A 20464-nucleotide genomic window follows, 5' to 3' on the forward strand; every position below is an offset into this window, starting at 1 on the left:
TTTCCTGCTTATTATTAAAGATTTTTCTTTAGACTAAAGTCTATAATAGACCATAAATAAAATTTTATTGAATGGGACATCAATAATGAATATCTTAATTTCTATCATCTTGCTGATAGTACTTTCAATCTCTGCTTTCTTTGTATACTTATCGATCACTGCGGTCGCACCAAATACAGCACTTATTGAGGGCAAGTTACGTCCTTGCTCAGAAAAACCAAACTGCGTAAGTAGTGAGACAACGGGTGAGAAATTCATTGAGCCACTGAGTGGCACAGGGTCTATGGATGAGTTGTGGCAAGCCGCTCAAACAGCCGTCGTTGCACAGGGCGCAATGGTTAAGTCATCTCAACCAACTCACTTTTGGGCGACGTATCAGTCTAAGTTGTTTAAGTTTAAAGATGACCTTGAGCTAAGACGTGATGATGCAGCCGGCGTAATACATATTCGCTCTGGCTCTCGCTCAGGTACGTCTGATTTAGGCGTCAACCGTAAGCGTGTTGAGTCAATCCGAGCTGCTATTAAATAAGAGAGTTAAAGTAGCTGCCTGTTCAGTCGAGCGAGGCAGCTACTTTAGGTCATTACCGAATAGGTGTTACTTTGTTCGGTGACTCGACCACATGATCTCGTCACTGTTGGCGCGTTTGTTTAACAAGCGGCCAATGGTGAATAGCAGGTCAGACAAACGATTCACATACTTACTCGCACCCACCAATTGCTCAGAACTCGCAGACTCAAACTGTGCAGGCTCAGCTTGGTAAAAGTGGTTTAGCGTGACCAGTCGGCGTTCAACACGGCGGCAAACCGCTCTAGTCTTTTGCGCATGCGCTGCACCCTGTGTTCCACCGGGTAAGATGAACTCTTTGAGTGGCGCTAGCTCTTCATTATAAAGATCAATCAACGCTTCCAAAGCATCCACGCGCTGTGCGGTGAAACCGTCAAACTGTGGGTACGACAACATGCCGCCCAAGTTAAACAAGTCGTGTTGAATGCCCTGCAATTGTTGATTAACTTCTTCATCATCACAGAACGCAACGACGACACCAATATCTGAGTTTAGCTCGTCCACTTCACCGATTGCTTCAATAAGTGGGTTATCTTTTGCTAAACGAATATCGCCTGAGATGCCGGTTGTACCATCGTCACCGGTACGGGTGTAAACCTTTGAAATACGGTTGCCCACGTTGTTTCCTTGCTCGTTATATGTGAGGTGAGTCTAAACATATAACGCTTTTGAAGCTAATAGTGGTGTTATTGGAGGTGTTTTTAGTTACGAAAAAGAAGTGAAATGCGTACTAATTCGTAAGTTAACTTCCAAAAAGTCTTGACCATTTGGAAATGGGATTCCAAAAAGTCTTGACTATTTGGAAGTTGAATTCCAAAATGGCTGCTAATATTAGACTAGATAACAGACTATGATTCAGCGCCAAGTATACACAGATATCAAGGATGACCTATTTCAGGGGAAGGCTATTCTAATTTTTGGCGCTCGTCAGGTAGGCAAGACTACGCTAGTCAAACAGCTTATTCAGCCTTATGAAAAAGATACCTTAATGTTTAACGGCGATGAGCCTGATACCCGTCAGTTATTCAAAGATATTACTTCTACTCAACTTAAGCGATTGATTGGTGATAAGCGTATATTGTTTTTGGATGAGGCTCAGCGTATTCAAAACATTGGTTTAACGCTAAAGCTCATTACTGATCAGATTAGTGATGTTCAAGTGATTGCGACAGGTTCTTCTTCATTTGATCTAGCAAATAAGACCAGTGAGCCACTCACAGGCAGAAAGTACGAGTACACACTATTCCCGTTCTCTTTTGCTGAAATGACCCAGCATACCAACTGGTTAGAAGAGAAAAGACTGCTCAATGATCGTCTTGTTTATGGGTATTACCCTGAAGTCGTCAATAGCGTTAGCACCCGAAAAGCAGAGCGCTCTCTGGTGCTACTATCAGATAGTTACCTCTATAAAGATATTCTGGCTTTAGAGGGGATTAATAAACCGCAGCTGCTAAACAAATTAGTAAGAGCGTTGGCGTTACAGCTTGGCTCAGAAGTTTCTTATAATGAACTGGCTCGCCTAACGGGATCAAGCAACCACACCATTGAAAAATATATTGATGTGCTAGAGAAAGCATTCATCATTTTTCGCTTGCCGTCATACAGCAAAAATGTGAGAACGGAGCTTAAGAAAAGTAAGAAAATTTACTTCTATGATAACGGCATCCGAAATGCTGTTATTGGCAACTTTACCCCATTTGAGTCACGCACCGATGTTGGCGCGCTTTGGGAAAACTTCTTAGTGAGTGAGCGACAAAAGTATCTAGCCTATCAGCAGGATTCTAGTACTCAGCCGTTCTTTTGGAGAACCAAGAACCAGCAAGAAATAGATTACATTGAATCAACTCATCAAGGGTTGACCGCATGGGAGTTTAAATGGAGTGCGAAGGCACGAGTGAAGTTTCCTGAGGCCTTTTTGAAAGCTTATCCTGATAGTAAAACAGAGCTAGTTACGCCGGAGAGTTTTGAGACGTTTGTTGGGGTGGAGTAGGTGAGTAATGACTTTTATAGCCATCGCTACGGAGGTAGTACGGTTGCCCACTTTAGTTTAGGACTTATCGGTGGAGCCTGGGGGAATCGAACCCCCGTGGCGCACTCCTAGGTAACTACAGTTCCTGTGTCAATCTGCTACTCGCTTAGAGTAGAGTCTACTGCCAGCGAAGCATCAAAATTCACATTTCCTGTAATCACTGTTCCCAAGTCGGCTTTAATAAACTAATAACAAAAGCAAAGCTTATGGCTTAGAAAGCATCAACCGCCATCGTCATAGTACTCTCTTCACCATTTAACACCGCCGTCTTATGCGCCAAAACTCTCGGCAACATCTGCTCTGCATAAAAGCGAGCGGTAGTGACTTTACTCGTATAAAACGCGTCAGTATTACCACCATCAATCTCCGCTTGAGCAGCAACCGCAGACTTAGTCATTAACCATCCACCTGTCATCACACCCATGCACATCATGTAGTTAAACGCAGCAGCTGCGGCAATATTTGGATCTTTGCTACCTGTCTCAAGCAAGTACAACGTCGCATCTTCAAATGCATGCAATGAGTCAGTAAACATCGTCGCAATGGTTGCGATTTCGCTATTCTCGTGACCACTTGCTTGCTCTGTAAACTCAGTCAGTTCAGCGATCAGCTCGTTAACCGCAACACCTTTATCACGCAGGAGTTTACGACCTACTAAGTCATTCGCTTGAATGCCGTTGGTACCTTCGTAAATAGGGAAGATACGCGCGTCACGCATGTATTGCTCAGCGCCCGTCTCCTGCATATAACCCATACCGCCATGCACTTGCACACCCAACGAAGTCACTTCCATGCCGACTTCCGTACACCATGCTTTAGACACAGGTGTCAGCAAGCCTAAGCGACGGCTGTAGTAAGCGCGCTCTTCAGCATCAGGTGAGTTGTGACTAACGTCATGAGCATGCGAAGACATAAACGAAATAGCACGCGCCGCTTCCGTCAAACTACGCATCTGCATCAACATACGACGCACATCAGGATGGTTGATAATCGCTACGCGACCTTCGTGGCCATGTGCGTGACCTTGAGTACGTTCTTTCGCGTAACTTACCGCATGTTGGTAAGCACGGTCAGAAATACCAACACCTTGCATACCGACTTCCAAACGCGCGTGGTTCATCATGGTAAACATGCATGCAAGGCCGTTATTTTCTTCACCAATGAGGTAACCAATCGCACCATCATTGTCACCAAAACTCATGACGCAGGTTGGACTCGCGTGGATACCCATTTTGTGTTCTAGCGAGATAGCGTAAGCGTCGTTACGCTCACCTAAACTACCGTCTGCATTCACCATAAACTTAGGCACTAAGAATAACGAAATACCTTTCACACCCTCTGGTGCATCCGGTAGACGTGCTAACACTAAGTGAACGATATTCTCGGACATCTCATGATCACCCCAGGTGATATAGATTTTTTGTCCTTTGATTTTGTAATGATCGCCTTCCGGTGTCGCTTGTGTGCGAACCGCGGCTAAGTCAGAGCCAGCCTGTGGCTCAGTCAGGTTCATCGTACCTGTCCAGTTACCCGACACCATGTGCTCAAGGTAAATAGCATTTAACTCATCAGAGCCATGGGCAATCAGTGACTCAACAGCACCTGCGGTCAGTAATGGGCACAACGCAAACGAGGCATTGGACGCATTCCACAGCTCAGTGGCTGCACTTTGAATAAGGAAGGGAAGGCCTTGGCCGCCGTATTGCTCAGGCATATTGACTGAGGTCCAGCCGCTTTCTGCGAACTGCTGGTAAGCTTCTTTGAAGCCATCGGCTGCTTGTACTTTGCCATCAACCAACTTGGCGCCTTGCTGGTCACCACTGAGGTTAATTGGGTCGAGGACGTGAGTCGCCAGTTTACCGGCTTCTTCTAAAATGGCTTCGATCATGTCTGGAGTGGCTTCTTCAAAGCCCGGAAACTTGGCGATTGACTCGATATCGGCCAGTTCCTTCATCACAAACTGAAGCTCCTTTGTAGGTGCAACATAATTAGACATGACTTACTCCTCAGTAATTTCATCTTTTATCTGTTTTTATAAGCGCCTAACGCAGACTGATTTCTGCGTTAGGCGTGGTTGTTTACTTCATAGGTAAACTAGTCGGGGGTTATAACGCGCCTGTCATTTCTGGTACTACGTCAAACAAGTCAGCGACTAAACCGTAGTCAGCGACTTGGAAGATAGGTGCATCTTCGTCTTTGTTGATGGCAACAATAACTTTACTGTCTTTCATACCGGCCAAATGCTGGATAGCACCCGAGATACCGATAGCGATGTATAAGCTCGGTGCAACCACTTTACCGGTTTGACCGACCTGGTAATCGTTAGGCACATAGCCTGCGTCAACAGCAGCACGGGATGCACCAACGGCTGCGCCAAGCTTGTCAGCAAGGGCTTCGATAATGGCAAAGTTTTCTGCACTACCTACACCACGGCCACCAGATACAATCACTTCAGCAGCGCCTAGTTCAGGTCTGTTAGAAACGGTTAGCTCACGGCCAACTAGTGTGACAGTACCGACTGCATCACTTGCTGCTAGTGCTTCTACTGACGCCGAACCACCTGTTGTCTCTGCTGCTTCAAAGGCTGTTGTACGGATGGTTAGTACTTTCTTAGCGTCACTGCTTTGTACTGTTTCTAGTGCGTTACCCGCATAAACAGGGTGTACAAACGTGTCTGCTGAAACCACTGACGTCACATCAGAGATTTGCTCAACATCAAGCAGTGCTGAAACGCGTGGTAATAAGTTCTTACCAAAGGTTGTTGCTGCTGTGATGACATAGTCAAAAGAAGCCGCTGTACTTACTACTAGTGGTGTAAGTTCTTCTGCAATACCGTTTTCATAATGTGCTGCGTCACTGTGTAAAACAGCTGAAACTCCAGCAACTTGAGCCGCTGCGTCGGCTACACTTTGGCTACCAGAACCCGCAACTAGTACTGTGACATCGCCAAGTTCTTTAGCCGCAGTGATAGCGTTTAATGTCGCTGATTTCAGTTCACTATTATCATGTTCTGCAATTACTAATACACTCATCCTAGATCACCCGCGCTTCGTTTTTCAGTTTTTCGATTAGCTCATTAATATCCGCTACCTTAATACCTGCTTGTCTCTCCGCTGGCTCGTCTACACGCTGTACCGCTAGCGTAGAAGCGGTAGAAACACCTAAGTCAGCGATCTCAATAGCTTCGATAGGCTTCTTTTTCGCTTTCATGATATTAGGTAGTTTTGGATAACGAGGCTCATTCAAACGTAAGTCACTGGTCACAACCGCCGGAAGTGCCATTGTTAATGTTTCTAGACCGCCGTCAATCTCGCGTGTCACGGTGACTTTGTCAGCTTCGACCGTTACTTCTGAAGCAAAAGTCGCTTGAGGCCAGTTTAATAAGGCCGCGAGCATTTGACCGGTTTGGTTGTTGTCAGCATCAATAGACTGCTTACCTGTGATAACCAGTTGTGGTGCTTCTTTCTCAACCAGTTTAGCCAGTGCTTTAGCGATTGCTAATGGCCGTAGTACATTGTCAGTCTTGATGTGAATGGCACGATCAACACCAAATGCAAGGGCACTACGTAAGGTAGTTTCGCAGTCTTTGTCACCAATAGTGACGACAATAACTTCGTCAGCAAGTCCTTTTTCTTTTAGGCGCATCGCTTCTTCGACAGCGATTTCACAGAATGGATTGAGTGACTTCTTCACGTTGTCAGTGTCGACACCAGTGTTATCACTTTTAACGCGAACGCTGACATAAGCATCAACTACACGTTTAACGGGAACCAAAATTTTCACAGATTTCTTTCTCCTAGAGCAGGTTTAGCGATGGACTAGAGTAATAATTGTCGTTGCACGGATAACTTAAGGTCATCATGTAACTGCTTGACCGTTGATAGTGCCTCTGGCTCTAATAACCAGTTGTACAAAATCCCGATACTGCTCGCTAAAAACAACTTTGCCACTGCTTCAGCGTTTATTTCGTTACTTATGTTTCCGTTTGAAATGTCTTCATTTATCCACTTTTCAACATCACTCTGGCGATGTTGGTGGATTTTGACCATACTTTCTCTCACTTCCGAACTAATATCAGTCGCGTTGAACCAGAGTAAGTAAAACGCACGGCGGGTGAGCGGAGCATTAACACAAAATTCGTAGTGAGTATCGATTGAGAGGGCAATTGCTTCAAAGCCAGTTTTACCCTCGGTGGCACTCAGTAATTCTTTAGACCACTCTTCGCCAACACGTTTGATGACATAGTTGAATAGGTTGCCCTTAGTACCGAAGCGGTAACCTGCCAAACTGCGGCTATAGCCTGCGATTTCACCCACTTCTTTAAGTGTGGTTTTATCGAGGCCTTTTTCAACGATCAAAGAGACGGCGGCTTCAAACATTTTGGTATCAGACAGCTCGGTACGTTCAGCATGAGTCATACGAGTACTTGAGCTAGTTTGAGTGCTGTTCATTTTGGTAGCCAAATGGTTTATCCAGTCATAAATTTATTTACTTGTTCCGAACAAGAATATGGTTAGCAGCACACTTTGTCAACTTAGTTGATGATTTAGCGGCTAAAACAGCCGCTAAATTTCCGTCGTTTAGTCGCTAATAAGTGCCAAGTAGTCTGCAACGGTGATGACTTGAGTGCCTAATGATTCGGCCTTCTCAATCTTCTTAGCACCAACTTTGTCACCAATCACCAGCATCTCAGTTTTCTTATTTACGCTGGTCTGAACGGTTGCGCCTAACTTACGTGCTTGCTCCTGCATATCGCCGCGTGGCAGCTCCATTGAGCCAGTAAAGACAATGTGTTTGCCGGTAATGGGGCTTTCAATGGCTTCGACAGGTTCGTCAGAAAGTAGGGTGAAATTAAGCGCTAGCATCTCTGAAATCACAGGCCAGTTTTTGGCGAGTGATATCGGAATGGCTTCTGCGGTAATTTCCCCAAAGCCAACAATCTCAAGCATTTGATCTTTGGTTAAGGTGTTTAAAGTTTCTAGTTTGTGGACGCGTAATAATTTTCGAGAGTCCCCACGACCAAGGTGGTGAATACCGAAGGCTGCAAGGAAACGCCAGTCTTCCACGGGTTCGCTGCGGGAGCGCTCAAGTTGCTCAACTAAGTTGGTAGACTGCTTTGCACCAAAGCCCATTGCTTCAAAGTCAGCAGCGGTTTGTTTGTAAATAGTTGGTAGGTCTACCACGTTATTCGACACGAGTATTTCGATAGTGCGTGGGCCAAATAAGTCGATATTGCCAAGTATAGTAAAGAAGTGTTGTAAGCGCGCTTCGACCTTAGCCACACATTCATTGTTTTGGCAGACTAAGAAGTCACGTTCCATTTCTGCGGGTGCGTCACATGCCGAGCAGGTTGCTGGAATGACGGCTTCTTCGCCTTCTTTAACCACGGCGAGTAGCTTTGGAATGACTTCACCACTACGAACGATCTCTATTTGAGCGCCAATACCAACATTCAAATTACGGATATTACCGGCGTTGTGGCCCGTGACATTAGAGATGTCAGCGCCAGACAAATTAATCGTTGTGACATTTAATACAGGGGTGATGCGACCCGTACGGCCTGTTTGCCAAGTGATCCCTTCAACCGTAGTCGTAGCGGTTTCACCGGCCAGTTTTTTAGCGATCTGCCAGTTGTGATGATGGTTAGTTGAGCCCATTTCGGCCCGCAGTTGCTCATCCATGACATCGATGACGCTGCCATCAACCGGGTATTCACATTCACTTTCAACCTTAGCGCACAGTTCTTCGGCTCTAGTCGATAAGGTGTTGGCGTTGCAAAGCTCTTGGTTGAGCAGGGTGTAAGGTACAAAGCGAACCACTTTATCTTGCATGGCTTCAACGGCTTCAGGGCTGAGATTATCCGCACCAATTAGGCCTGTGACGAAGTTGCGAGGGTGTGAGAACTGGTCGCTGAGATTATCGTCAAAGTAACGCTTACTGATGACGATTTCTCCGGTGCCTGCGTTTGCGCCACCCAGCGTTTGTAAGCCTCTCGCGATGTTTCGAGTAATGTCGTTACCTAGTTGGCCATTACCACGAGTTGCCAGTATGTCATTGCTATATCGAGCGGCCATACCGTCTAGCTTAGGAGTGATACGGAACTGGATAGTGTCGAGCGGCAGCTTTAGTTTCTCAGCAATTTTGAGTACGCGGTTAACGTAAGCAGTAATTTCTTCCTGCGTGTAAGCTTTGTCTGTTGAGAGCATAGGCGTCTCGTGGCGCACTTTTTTATTAGTGCTAACAACATCGGACTCCGGTTCTACTGCGTTTAAGAATGGGTGATTAGGCTCACGTTGTTGCAACGTTTTGAGATAAATCTGGTCATAAGTCTCATCAGCAATGATTGGCTCACCACTTCTGTAGGCTTGGTTAGCTTCTTGTAGAAATGTAACCAACTCTTTAGTGGTCATATCAGCAGCAGGTTTTATGGCTTGGCTCACGCAGTACTCCGGTGCGAATAGTTAGCCAGCCATTCTATCATTAAATAGAATTATGGAGAAAACAATGGATGTAGTGACATTTCGGCCGTTTATCTGGCGATTACTTATTTAAGGATATGATGGCTAATTATCGATATTAAGTGTCTTTAATGATGTTAGTATGTTTTTTTGTCACATATGCACTCTACAAATAGAGAAGTATTAAGCGTTTCCCCTAAGGCGCCGATTACTTGCATAACATCTTTGGGCAGGCGGGAAGTAACTAAATTATGCATCTGCAGCGGGCGATTTTGCGCCTATTAATCAGCGTAGTACTTATGCTCTCAATCAGTTCGATTGCGACTGCAAATGAATGCCTAGCGTATGCGCATAAAAGTGTAGAGCAAAACAGCCGTAACCTATTTAATCAGTGTGGCTTTCATGGTTCTCAGTGGTCTAGCGACTTCAACCGTTGGAATACAGAATGTAATAGCATGAGTGGAAGAGATCGCCGTCATCGTTTACAGATGCGCGAAGGTTTTCTTTCTCAGTGCCCAACAGTTGCTTACTCGGGTGCAGGGCGTAATTATCAACGTAAACTGTCCTTGGCCTTACTAAAAGCAGTGCAAGAGGGCAGCTTAAGACGTACTGAGCTGTTAGTTCAAGCAGGTGCTAACCTGTCAGCACAGCCTCAATGGCTTCCAGCATCGCCTTTGTATACCGCTATTAAAAGCAAATCGTATCATTTAGTGCGCTTCTTGCTGCGTAACGGGGCTAAGTCGCACCTGTTAGCGAACGGTGAGATGAATATGTTGAGTTTGTTATTGCAGAGTCAGGACACAAACTACGCTATGTTTGAGTTCTTGCTGCAAAACGGTGCCAATCCAAACTTATTAGGCAAGCAAGCGGATGTTGATTATCCACTTGTGATTGCGGCTGCCAAGGGTGACTTTCGTTCGGCTGACTTGTTGCTACGTTATAAAGCAGATCCTAATTTGTACCTTGGTCGCTCTGCATTGCAGTTAGCGGTTGAGCAAGACCATTACCCGCTGTCACGTGCGCTTATTCAGCGAGGTGCTAACCCAAACTTGGGGATAGGTGGCAAACGATGCGATGGGATTATGGCTTTAGACTTGGCCTTTCGTAATGCGCAAGAGCGTGTCGTTGACTTGTTAATGGATAATCACGCATTAGCACAGCGAGAATGTCACTGAGTTTTAGCCGCAGTTCAGCGGAACGATGTTGCGGCAGTTAGTCTTATTTTGTATGGTTAATAGATAATAAAAATAAACGGGATTTAAAGCCCATGTTAGCCTTATCAGGGCGTACGCCTTCACTATTCTTGATCAGCCTATTGCTACTGCTGTGTGGCTCTGCCTTCCTGCGGACGCAGTTTGGCTTTAACGCAGGCCACATGGATGAGTATGACTACCTGTTCGTTGGCCGCCAGTTGTGGGCAGGCAAGGCTTGGGCGACTTATATTTATATCTTTGGCTCGGACTTAAATTGGTATCTCTTAGGTTGGGGCGAGCGGGTTTTAGGTGGCTTTCATGGTGCACGCATGGTGGCAGGCGCGTTTGGTTTATTGTCTTTGGTGGGTCTGTACGCGTTTGTGTATGCACTTTGGCGAAGCCACCTGACGGCATTAATTGCGGTGACATTGCTTGCCACACAATCCATACATCTGTTTATTAGTCGCTTTGCAACCTACGACATTATTAGCTTTGCCTTCTTTGCACTGTCATTAGCACCCATAGTTTTGGCCTGTCAGCGGCAGTCTACTTCTCGCTATTTATACTTACTGCTCTCTATTGTCTTCATCAGTCTGTCGGTGACGAGTAAATATGTCGTGGTGTTATACCTGCCTTTCTTGTCGATCATTATGCTTGTGCGTTCCCCGCGAATGGCTATCTTATTTGGTCTGGGTGTTGGCGGTATTTTATTGGCGTATGCCGCGTTGCACTGGGAGTCATTGCAGGTGCTTTATAGGGTACAAATTCAAAATGTGCATGGCGGTAGTAACGGAAGCTTGGAGTATGTTCTAAGGTCTATTTTAAGTTATGTATGGCCAGCGTTATTGAGTTGCTTACTTGCTGTTGGCTATGTTGCCTACCGAGATGGGTTGAAGGGTTTACTGCAAAAGCAGGGCGTTTATTTATGGTTGTTAGCGTTGCTGTCACTGCCAATAGTGGCTTACCACTTGCAAGCATTGAACATGATCTCTTTATATAAGCACTTGGTCTTTGCCAATCTATTTTTGTTGGCAGCAAGCGCATGGCTGGTTGCTCAAGTGCTGCAGTCTGGCCACTCTCTTATTAAGCAAGCATGTTTAGCACTACTGTTAGTCGCTTACGCACTATTAAATTTTCAGCAGTTGAAGCAGGCAGAAATTGCCTATGTGGATGTCTCTCCTGTTATCAAAGCGGTTGAAGGGCGATTAGATGTTGAGACAACGATCCTCAGTGAAGATCCTTATTTATTTCGTTACCTTGGGTTTGGAAAAGTGCCGCAAGGGCATATTAAAGAGTCGAAGTGGTTGGACAACAATCGTGATGGTTTATATGAAAAGAAGGATGTCGTAGAGGCGCTTTGGGATTCTAAGTTTAGTTACGTTTATTTGAATGACCGACTTCACCCTAATCTGAATAAAACCATTCGCAAGATACTGAAAATGCGTGGCTACACGCCCGTGGTATTGATGGACTATAAAACGAGTGAAGTCATGAGTCGCCAAAAGAAAGGCTCGCTTGGCTTATATCAGCGGACTAAGCAGCCCAGTATTTCACTGCAAAACGATGACTTATTTCAACGGGGAAAAGCGATGAAAGCCTTTCTCAAGGAGGCAGAAAGTGAGTGATCTGGTTATTTATATCGCGCTGTTCTTTTCTATTGTTCTATCAAGTGTCGCACAGATCTTTCAAAAGTTAGCGGCACTGCGACTTGATGATAATGAATCTCAGTCTTTTCTTAGAAGCCCTTACGTGTGGCTAAGCTTTGTTTGCTTAGGCTTTGGGCTGGTGTTGTGGTTGGTTGTGTTAAGTGAGCTGTCGGTGAGTCAGGCTTACCCTATGTTGAGCTTGAGCTATATCGCAGTGATGTTATTGGCTCGATGGTTATTTAAGGAACACATTCCTATGAGACGCTGGGTCGGTGCGGCATTTATTATTTTAGGCGTTAGCTGTTTGATGGGAGCGACCTGATGTCACAATTAATCGCTTACGTCACTGCATCTATCATGGCTGGAGCTATCGGTCAGTTGATGATGAAGCTCGGCATACAACAGTTGTCGCCATTGCAAGATCACGTGTATGCCTTCTTTACAGCGTTCACGGTGCCCGCACTCATTCCTGTGGCATGGGTTGCTGCGGGCATTGCCTGTTACCTTGTGGCGATGTTGTTGTGGCTGAAGGTGTTACGCGCTTTACCTTTAAGTATGGCGTATCCGTTATTGAGCCTTGGTTATATTGTTGTATACCTCGGCGCGTATTTTATACCTGCATTAGAAGAGTCGTTGACTAGACAAAAGACTATGGGCATTGCCTTAATCATCGTTGGCGTTATTGTCATTGCAAGTAAACCAAAAGGAGTCGCCCATGAGTAATGGCGCACCTTATCTATCCGTTATTATTCCTGCTTATAACGAGCAGTCACGTATTGCTGACTCGTTGTATGAAATTAAAGACTACTTGTCGAAGCAATCCTATCGCAGCGAAATCATCGTTGTTGATGATGGGTCAAGTGACTTGACCACTGAGATAGTGAAGTTCATCGACATTTATGGCAAAGAAGTGAATGAGCACGATGAAGGTGTGCTCATGGAAAATATCAAAAATGTTGGTAAAGGGTATTCGATTGCTCGAGGCATGATGCGCGCTTCAGGCGATATTGTTTTGTTCACAGACGCAGACCTCTCAACGCCGATTAGTGAGACGAACAAATTGCTTGAGTGGTTTGATCAAGGTTATGACGTGGTCATTGGCTCAAGAAATATGGAAAACTCTGTCGTGGAGGAGAAGCCGTGGTATCGAGGAATCATGAGCGGTGTATTTAACATTGCTGTCAATATGGTTTCTATTCGAGGGATTCGTGACACGCAGTGCGGTTTTAAAGCGTACCGACGAGAGGCAGCTCACCATGTGGCGTTGCTCCAGCGCATTTACGGTTTTGCTTTTGATGTGGAGCATTTGTACATCGCTAAAAAGTCGGGCTATAAAATTAAAGAGATTGGCGTTGAATGGCAGCATAAGGACGGCTCAACACTGTCTCCCGTCAATAGCTCACTTTCGATGCTGAGAGACCTAATCTTTATTAGGTGGTTTCATCGGAAGCTATAGTTTTCAGATGGGTGGACTTGATTTTAATACTAATCGGCTCATATCATTATTAAAAGTTACCCCGCAATATATTTAAAAATAAGGGAGAGAAATTAAGTGCGTCGAATTTTATTAGCAAGTTTGCTTCTGAGTAGTCAGGCTGTATTGGCTGAATCATTCTCAGAATGCCCTTCTCGAGCGTTCCTAACCCAAGGAGCGATAGCTGCCACATATGGTGTCAATCTTGTCACCGGTGATTATGGTTTATTACAAGATAATATGGCGACCAAGAGCAAAGTTAATGCGACGGGTTTTAACCCAAACGACAACTTTTTGTATGGTTGGGGTTATGAAAAACAAAAGCCTGTTCGTATCCATAACGACTTTACGGTTGAGTATCTAGAGGTTGCAAATCTTATCGATGGTAGTGGGTTTTATGTGGGTGATGTGTCACTGACAAACAACACCTATTACGTTTACCGAAAGGGTAGTGACTACGGTTTGTTTGGTATTTCTTTGGATGAAAACTCCGAAAATTATATGTCCATGGAGAAGGTTATTGACGGCTCATCGTTGAGCTTAAGGATCTTTGATATGGCGTTCCATCCATCAAATGGTTTTGCGTACTCGGTCGATAAAACAGGTGTCTTACATCGTATTGATGTTGAAAGCGGTACTTCTGAAAGCTTAGGTAGTACAGGCGAGTCAGGCACGTTTGGTGCCGTTTACTTTGATGTAGATGAGAACCTTTACATCAGTCGTAACAGTGACGGAAAGATTTTCAAAGTTGACGTAGGTAGCGGAAATTACGCTGCTCAACTATTTGCTTTAGGTCCATCATCTAGCATTAATGACGGTGCACGTTGTGCATTAGCGCCAGTGTCAGACGTGTCAGATGTGAATATTGACTTCGGTGATGCACCAGAGTCTTACGGCACGTATTTGAAAGACAATGGTGCACGTCATGGTTTAACGGACAACAACACGCTTTACCTCGGTAGTAATGTCGATGGTGAGAGTGATGGTAAGCCAATGCCACTGTCTGATGATGAGTCAGATAGTAACGATGATGAAGACGGTGTGCAGTTTGCAACGACCCTTCAGTCAGGTGATACAGCGGTTATTATTGTTGAAGCATCAAGCGACGGTATCTTGAGTGGTTGGTTAGATTCAGACCAAAACGGTACGTTTGACGCAGACGAGCAGATCATTATTGATAAGTCTGTTGTAGCAGGCAAGCAGCCTGTTTATGTTGAGGTGCCAGCAGGCGCTAGCGCAGGTTCTACATGGGCTCGTTTCCGTCTTTCATCAACCGCAAGTGTTGGGGCAAATGGTGGTGTGAGCGATGGTGAAGTTGAAGATTATAACGTCAACATTACGGTTGAAGGCTCAGCAGTAAACTACTATCCATCAAGCAGTGGCTGGACGACAGTTGCCTTTGAGGACAACTGGCCGTACGAAGGCGACTACGATATGAATGATCTAGTGACTTACCTACGGACCTCTGTTTACAGAACCAACGGTGAAGTGACTGCAATCAATATCAAAGGTGAGTTAGCGGCTGTTGGTGCAAACTACCATAATGGTTTTGGTATTCGTCTACCAGATATTTTGCGTGATCAGATTAACGAAGAAGACATTAGTTATACGATCAATGATCGTCCAGTAATAGCAGACTATTCTCCACTGGAAGCAGGTCGTCATGAAGCAATATTTATTCTTGCTTATAACACGTGGAGTTATGTCAGTGCCGGTGAAGATTGCTTGTTCTACCGTACAGAAGCGGGTTGTGGGTCGAATGTTCAGATGCGTTTCAACCTAACTATTCCATTTAAAACACCCGTTGAAAGTGATATTGCAGGTGTATTTGATCCGTTCTTATTTGCAACACCGGGTGCATGGCACGGTAGTCACTTTGACTCACCTCCAGGACGTAGCTATGAGATTCACTTGAAAAACCAACATGCGACAGAAGCATTTGATTATTCATTGATGAATGGTTCAGGTCAGGATGCGTCAGACCCAGCTGCTAAACACTTTTATCAAACAACGAAAGGCATGCCTTGGGCATTGGAGCTTGGAAATCGCTGGCAGTACCCGAAAGAGTATCGTGACGTAACACATGCTTACCCTCAGTTCCCTAGCTTTGTACGTAGTGAAGGTCTTGAGAATCCATCATGGTATACGTTTAACAATGCCGTCGAATCTATCTTGTTCAAAGACTAAGGAATAACACTAATGAAAAAATTAATAACGATGTTGTCCCTGACTGTTTTGTTAACAGCCTGTGGCGGCGGTGGTGACTCAGAAACAAGCACGAGTGCTAATGCAGATGGTGATACAACAACAGTTGGTGCCAACCCTGATACTGAGACACCTTTACAGGAAAATACTGCAGATCTAGAAAGCTCTGCTGACTTTGACTTTGCTACGTCACGATCAATTGCGATTGATTTTGATGTTGCAGCAGCAAGAACAACTCCCGGCTTGATGTCGGTCTGTTCTGACTACTCAAAGACTGATGATATATACGATATAAACTACGATAGCTGTACCTTACAAGCGCCGCTTGTTAACGGTATTTATAGTGGTGCAATGGAAGTGACCAATGACATCAATGTTGTTGTTGGCGTTGTCTGGTTCAAGGACTCAAGTATTGAACCAGTCTATAAAGAATTTGCTTTGGAGCTTGGTGCAAGACTTGCTGGCCGAGGAGCAGGTGCGCAAAAGCTAGTGTGGCGTTAAGAGTCTTTTAACTGCTTAGATTGTTACATCCGCAAATTAAAAGGGCCGAATCAGAAATGATTCAGCCCTTTTAATTTGGTGCTTTAGTTGATATTAACTGCTGCTATCAGAGCCGCTAGTATCAGAACTACCGCTAGTGCTTGAAGAGTCAGAATCGTTATTAGCTGACTTATCAGTAGGCTGACTGTCATCATCACGGCTTGTCTTATCTTCAGGCTCTTTCTTTTTGTCTAACGCTTCTTCCTCAGCGATCGCATCTAGCTCAGCATCTAACTCTTCGTTAGAGCGTGGGTGATAGTTTTCAAACGCTTCATACGCTTGAGCTTCATCTGCATCACTGTAGTCATGACCCTTTTCGTCACTCTCAGACCATAAGGCATCGGCTTGATCAGCAACGCTAGTCGCGGCTACTGCACCTGCTGCAGAAGCAGAAGAGGGTGAGCGTTCAGTCGAGTCAGACTCTAAAGATTCAGAAGGACTTTCATCGCCAGCGTTCTCATTGCGTTTCTTGCGCGCATCAGTCGCTTGTTTAAGACGTAGATCAAAGAACTTACTTAAGAATAGTCCTAACTCAAACAGCAGCCACATAGGAATTGCTAGCAGGATCTGTGAGATCACGTCAGGCGGCGTCAAAACCATCCCAACAACAAATGCACCAACAATCACGTAAGGACGCTTTGTAGCAAGCTTCTCGGCAGTGGTAACCCCTGTACTGATAAGCAAAATCGTTGCTATTGGCATCTCAAAGCAAAAACCAAACGCAATAAACATCATCATCACAAAGTCGAGATACTCACCAATATCGGGAGTGTAGTTAACCGCATCAGGCAAGAACAATGGAATGACTGTAAACATCATTTTGAGTAATACAAAGTACGCAAACAGCACGCCCATGTAGAACAAAATAACGCTAGAGGTAATCATGGGGACGGCAATGCGCTTCTCGTGTTTGTACAAACCTGGCGCAATAAATTGCCACGCCTGATAAAACACATAGGGCAGTGCAATCAGGAAAGCGACCATCAAGGTCAGCTTATAAGGAATGAGTAGCGGTGCAGCGGGTGCAATACTGATCATTTGCACGCCAGTATCGGTTAGTGGCATCGCAAAGATAGCGTAGACATGTTTAGCAAAGGGCGCTAACACGATAAATACCACGGCAACTGCAATCACCATACGCAACATGCGGTCGCGTAGTTCGATTAGGTGTGAGACGAAACTGCTGAGTTTTGAATCTTCAGCGTGATTAGTACCTGCATTACTCATCGTGTTTCGCTTTTTCTGGTTTCATGGCATCAGCAGCATTTTGAATGCCGCTATTGAAATCATCTTTAAGCTCGTTTGCTTGGTCAGTGAAGTCTTTCTTCGTTTCATCAACCATGGTGCGAAGCTCGTCGATTTCTTTTTTCTGGTTGGCTAGTAAGTCACGCATCTCAGATGCATTGATCTCACGCTCAAGGTCAGCTTTGGTGGTATTAATAAAGGCTTTTGCCTTACCCACCCAAGTACCAATAGTTTTTGCCACGCCTGGTAGGCGCTCAGGGCCAATCACTAGCAGGGCAATGACGCCCACTAGCAGCATTTCCAGACCACTCATATCAAACATGGCAATTCCTATGCATTCGGTGAATCAAAATTAGACGTTGTTGTTATCTTTTACTTTAACTTCAGCATCAATCACTTTTGAGTCAGCGCTTTCAACTTGCTCTACCTTGTCAGATGCTGCATCTTTCGCGTCATCTTTAGCCTTAGTTAAAGAGTCTTTGAAGTTCTTGATTGCGCCACCCAAATCACCACCAGCGTTCTTTAAACGCTTTGTGCCAAACAATAATAAAACAATCACTAGTATGATAACTAACGAGGCAATGCTAGGCATACCAATTGCAAACAACATAAATCGCTCCTAATTAATCTTTTTTACGGCTGGCTTTTTCAACCAATCCTGAAGTTCCGACACGACGTTGGAGTTCTTCCAATACCGCATCCGGATGCAAACCCTGTTCTGCTAAAAGTACCATCGTATGAAACCACAAGTCAGCGACTTCATAGACAATCTTTTCAGGCACACCATCTTTAGCCGCCATCACGACTTCAGTAGCTTCTTCGCCGACCTTCTTCAAGATCGCGTCAGTGCCTTTACTATAAAGCTTTGCAACGTATGAGCTGTCAGCAGCCGCTGACTTTCGTGACTCAAGCACCGCAGCTAATTCGCTGAGTGTGTTTTGCGTCATACTCGAACCTCAATACCTTGCTCAGCCATGTATTCTTTAGCTTCACCAACCGTATATTCTGAAAAGTGGAAAATGCTCGCTGCTAATACAGCATCAGCACCACCGAGTGTTACACCATCGGCTAAATGTTGAAGGTTTCCAACACCGCCCGATGCTATCACCGGAATATTAACAGCATCTGTGATGGCTTTTGTTAAAGATATGTTAAATCCTGCCTTTGTTCCATCACGATCCATACTTGTCACTAGCAATTCACCAGCGCCGTACTCAGCCATTTTTATTGCCCACTCAACCGCATCAATGCCGGTATCGCGACGTCCACCATGGGTAAAAATATCCCAACGGTCTGGCTCGCCTTCTTCACTTACTTTTTTAGCGTCAATAGCAACCACGATACATTGTGAGCCGAAGTAGTTTGTCGCTTCGCGCACTAACTCAGGGTTGTGAATAGCAGCGGTGTTGATTGCTACTTTATCCGCCCCCGCATTGAGCATGCGACGTACGTCTTCCAGTTTACGAATACCACCGCCAACTGTTAGCGGAATAAATACCTGAGAAGCAATCTTTTCTACCATATCAACTGTCGTCGCACGGTCATCCGAGCTAGCAGTAATATCTAAGAATGTAATTTCGTCAGCACCTTCACGGTTATAACGTGCCGCCACCTCAACTGGATCTCCTGCGTCACGAATATCAACAAAGTTCACGCCTTTAACAACGCGACCATTATCAACATCCAAGCAAGGAATAATGCGCTTAGCTAGTCCCATTAGCTTGCCACCGAGTCTACGTAAGCTTGAGCTTCAGCTAGATCAATCGTGCCTTCATAGATAGAACGGCCAAGGATTGTGCCACTCACACCGCGAGACTCTACTTCTAGCAAGCCTTTGATGTCATCCATATTGGTCACACCGCCAGAAGCGATCACAGGGATAGAGATGCTCTCAGCAAGTTTTACTGTCTCATCAATGTTCACGCCCTGCATCATGCCGTCACGTGCGATGTCTGTGTAAACAATCGCGCTAACACCCGCTTTCTCAAACTTCTGAGCAAGATCAATGGCAGAGGTCGTTGACTCTTCAGCCCAACCGTCAGTAGCCACCATGCCGTTTTTAGCGTCAATACCAACAATGATATGGCCAGGAAATTTAGCGCATAGATCAATAACGAACTGAGGGTCTTGAACCGCTTTAGTTCCAATGATGCAGTACTGAACGCCTGCATCTAAGTAAGCTTGAACCGTCTCTTCGTCACGAATACCACCACCAATTTGAATAGGCAGATCAGGGAATGCTTGAGCAATGGCCTTAACCACTTCGCCGTTCACTGGCTTACCTTCAAAGGCACCATTTAGGTCAACGAGATGTAAACGTTTAGTACCTGCGTCGACCCAGCGCTTTGCGGTATCAACAGGGTTGTCAGAGAAGACAGTCACATCTTCCATTAAGCCTTGGCGTAGGCGGACACATTTTCCATCTTTTAAATCAATCGCGGGGATTAATAACATTAGCTTTGACCATCCCATTGGGTGAAGTTTCTTAATAATTGTAGGCCATCATCCGCGCTTTTCTCGGGGTGTGCCTGTATAGCAAATACATTGTCGCGAGCAAGCGCGCTGGTGTATTTGATGCCAAAGTCAGTCGTACCAGCCGTCAATGAGGCTTCAGCTGGGTCTACAAAGTAGCTATGCACGAAGTAAAAACGACTGCCAGATTCAATGCCATTCCACAGCGGATGATCTTGTGTCTGATCAATGCGATTCCAACCCATTTGTGGGATCTTCAAACGCTGACCATCAGCATCTGTACGACCAATAATACCTTCAAAGTGCTTTACTTCACCTTTGAAGAAACCCATGCAGTCTGTGCCTTGGTTTTCTTCACTATGATCAAGTAATACCTGCATACCCATGCAAATACCTAAGAACGGTTTACTACGGGCGGCATCTTTCACCGCACCGATAAGATCACGTTTCTGCAACTCACTCATGCAGTCACGCGCAGCGCCTTGACCTGGAAATACGACATAGTCAGCAGCGTAGATGTCTTCAGGGGTAGAGGTAACATCAATCGTAGAATGTGACGGAGCAACGTGCTGCAAGGCCTGAGTGACCGAGCGCAAGTTGCCCATGTTGTAATCAACAACAGCAATAACTGGCATCT

The 20464-nt window shown here is 45.2% G+C and carries 22 protein-coding genes; 9 read left to right on the forward strand and 13 right to left on the reverse strand.

Going from position 1 to position 20464, the window contains the following annotated elements:
• The first annotated feature begins 85 nt into the window (after positions 1-85).
• Positions 86-529 carry a DUF1499 domain-containing protein gene (locus tag DKT75_RS11825; RefSeq protein ID WP_109823645.1) on the forward strand — a complete coding sequence of 148 codons (444 nt, stop codon included), beginning with the start codon at positions 86-88 and terminating at the stop codon, positions 527-529.
• 66 nt (positions 530-595) lie between these two features.
• On the opposite strand, the gene DKT75_RS11830 is transcribed toward DKT75_RS11825, so the two are convergent.
• The gene (locus DKT75_RS11830; protein WP_109823646.1) at positions 596-1183 is read right to left on the reverse strand and encodes a cob(I)yrinic acid a,c-diamide adenosyltransferase; all 588 of its coding nucleotides are present in this window, start codon (positions 1181-1183) and stop codon (positions 596-598) included.
• Positions 1184-1415: 232 nt separating this feature from the next.
• On the opposite strand from DKT75_RS11830, the gene DKT75_RS11835 reads away from it, so the two are divergent.
• Positions 1416-2555, forward strand: coding sequence for an ATP-binding protein (locus DKT75_RS11835; protein WP_109823647.1), 1140 nt, complete (start codon positions 1416-1418; stop codon positions 2553-2555).
• 250 nt (positions 2556-2805) lie between these two features.
• Here DKT75_RS11835 and DKT75_RS11840 read toward each other — a convergent pair whose 3' ends face one another.
• From DKT75_RS11840 to DKT75_RS11860, 5 genes are all read right to left on the reverse strand, one after another.
• A complete protein-coding gene (locus DKT75_RS11840; RefSeq protein ID WP_109823648.1) occupies positions 2806-4590 on the reverse strand; it encodes an acyl-CoA dehydrogenase in 1785 nt (594 codons plus the stop codon).
• Positions 4591-4699: 109 nt separating this feature from the next.
• A complete protein-coding gene (locus DKT75_RS11845) occupies positions 4700-5626 on the reverse strand; it encodes an electron transfer flavoprotein subunit alpha/FixB family protein (protein WP_109823649.1) in 927 nt (308 codons plus the stop codon).
• 1 nt (position 5627) lies between these two features.
• Positions 5628-6377 (reverse strand): electron transfer flavoprotein subunit beta/FixA family protein, encoded by a 750-nt coding sequence (locus tag DKT75_RS11850; protein WP_109823650.1) that lies wholly within the window; start codon positions 6375-6377, stop codon positions 5628-5630.
• 35 nt (positions 6378-6412) lie between these two features.
• Positions 6413-7045 carry a TetR/AcrR family transcriptional regulator gene (locus tag DKT75_RS11855; protein ID WP_109823651.1) on the reverse strand — a complete coding sequence of 211 codons (633 nt, stop codon included), beginning with the start codon at positions 7043-7045 and terminating at the stop codon, positions 6413-6415.
• A 129-nt stretch (positions 7046-7174) separates the two neighbouring features.
• Positions 7175-9034, reverse strand: coding sequence for a BRCT domain-containing protein (locus DKT75_RS11860; RefSeq protein ID WP_109823652.1), 1860 nt, complete (start codon positions 9032-9034; stop codon positions 7175-7177).
• A gap of 317 nt (positions 9035-9351) precedes the next feature.
• On the opposite strand from DKT75_RS11860, the gene DKT75_RS11865 reads away from it, so the two are divergent.
• From DKT75_RS11865 to DKT75_RS11895, 7 genes are all read left to right on the forward strand, one after another.
• Positions 9352-10227 carry an ankyrin repeat domain-containing protein gene (locus DKT75_RS11865; RefSeq protein WP_211665394.1) on the forward strand — a complete coding sequence of 292 codons (876 nt, stop codon included), beginning with the start codon at positions 9352-9354 and terminating at the stop codon, positions 10225-10227.
• 92 nt (positions 10228-10319) lie between these two features.
• Positions 10320-11870: an ArnT family glycosyltransferase gene (locus DKT75_RS11870; protein ID WP_109823654.1), complete on the forward strand. Its 1551-nt coding sequence runs from the start codon at positions 10320-10322 to the stop codon at positions 11868-11870.
• Entirely contained in the window at positions 11863-12213 is a 351-nt protein-coding gene (locus DKT75_RS11875; RefSeq protein ID WP_109823655.1) for an EamA family transporter, read from the forward strand. Before DKT75_RS11870 ends, DKT75_RS11875 begins: the two co-directional genes overlap by 8 nt.
• Positions 12213-12614, forward strand: coding sequence for a 4-amino-4-deoxy-L-arabinose-phosphoundecaprenol flippase subunit ArnF (gene arnF, locus DKT75_RS11880; protein WP_109823656.1), 402 nt, complete (start codon positions 12213-12215; stop codon positions 12612-12614). Before DKT75_RS11875 ends, arnF begins: the two co-directional genes overlap by 1 nt.
• Positions 12607-13347 (forward strand): dolichyl-phosphate beta-glucosyltransferase, encoded by a 741-nt coding sequence (locus tag DKT75_RS11885; protein ID WP_109823657.1) that lies wholly within the window; start codon positions 12607-12609, stop codon positions 13345-13347. The genes arnF and DKT75_RS11885 overlap by 8 nt, the downstream gene beginning before the upstream one ends.
• A gap of 96 nt (positions 13348-13443) precedes the next feature.
• Positions 13444-15552, forward strand: a complete 2109-nt coding sequence (locus DKT75_RS11890) for an LruC domain-containing protein (protein ID WP_109823658.1) — start codon at positions 13444-13446, stop codon at positions 15550-15552.
• Between the two features lie 12 nt (positions 15553-15564).
• Positions 15565-16071, forward strand: a complete 507-nt coding sequence (locus tag DKT75_RS11895; protein WP_109823659.1) for a hypothetical protein — start codon at positions 15565-15567, stop codon at positions 16069-16071.
• Positions 16072-16164: 93 nt separating this feature from the next.
• Here DKT75_RS11895 and tatC read toward each other — a convergent pair whose 3' ends face one another.
• Genes tatC through hisH form a run of 7 tightly spaced genes read right to left on the reverse strand, consistent with a single transcriptional unit; the run spans position 16165 to position 20462 of the window.
• Entirely contained in the window at positions 16165-17337 is a 1173-nt protein-coding gene (gene tatC / locus DKT75_RS11900; protein WP_109823660.1) for a twin-arginine translocase subunit TatC, read from the reverse strand.
• The gene (tatB, locus tag DKT75_RS11905) at positions 17330-17677 is read right to left on the reverse strand and encodes a Sec-independent protein translocase protein TatB (protein ID WP_109823661.1); all 348 of its coding nucleotides are present in this window, start codon (positions 17675-17677) and stop codon (positions 17330-17332) included. The genes tatC and tatB overlap by 8 nt, the downstream gene beginning before the upstream one ends.
• A 30-nt stretch (positions 17678-17707) precedes the next feature.
• Positions 17708-17965, reverse strand: coding sequence for a twin-arginine translocase TatA/TatE family subunit (gene tatA / locus DKT75_RS11910; protein ID WP_109823662.1), 258 nt, complete (start codon positions 17963-17965; stop codon positions 17708-17710).
• Between the two features lie 13 nt (positions 17966-17978).
• Positions 17979-18302, reverse strand: a complete 324-nt coding sequence (locus tag DKT75_RS11915) for a phosphoribosyl-ATP diphosphatase (protein WP_109823663.1) — start codon at positions 18300-18302, stop codon at positions 17979-17981.
• Positions 18299-19072, reverse strand: a complete 774-nt coding sequence (gene hisF / locus DKT75_RS11920) for an imidazole glycerol phosphate synthase subunit HisF (RefSeq protein ID WP_109823664.1) — start codon at positions 19070-19072, stop codon at positions 18299-18301. Before hisF ends, DKT75_RS11915 begins: the two co-directional genes overlap by 4 nt.
• Positions 19072-19809 carry a 1-(5-phosphoribosyl)-5-[(5-phosphoribosylamino)methylideneamino]imidazole-4-carboxamide isomerase gene (hisA, locus tag DKT75_RS11925; protein WP_109823665.1) on the reverse strand — a complete coding sequence of 246 codons (738 nt, stop codon included), beginning with the start codon at positions 19807-19809 and terminating at the stop codon, positions 19072-19074. Before hisA ends, hisF begins: the two co-directional genes overlap by 1 nt.
• Complete coding sequence (gene hisH, locus DKT75_RS11930) at positions 19809-20462, reverse strand: imidazole glycerol phosphate synthase subunit HisH (protein WP_109823666.1); 654 nt, start codon at positions 20460-20462, stop codon at positions 19809-19811. Before hisH ends, hisA begins: the two co-directional genes overlap by 1 nt.
• Positions 20463-20464 lie beyond the last annotated feature (2 nt).

It is taken from the genome of Leucothrix arctica, from assembly GCF_003172895.1.
GTDB classification, from domain to species: domain Bacteria; phylum Pseudomonadota; class Gammaproteobacteria; order Thiotrichales; family Thiotrichaceae; genus Leucothrix; species Leucothrix arctica.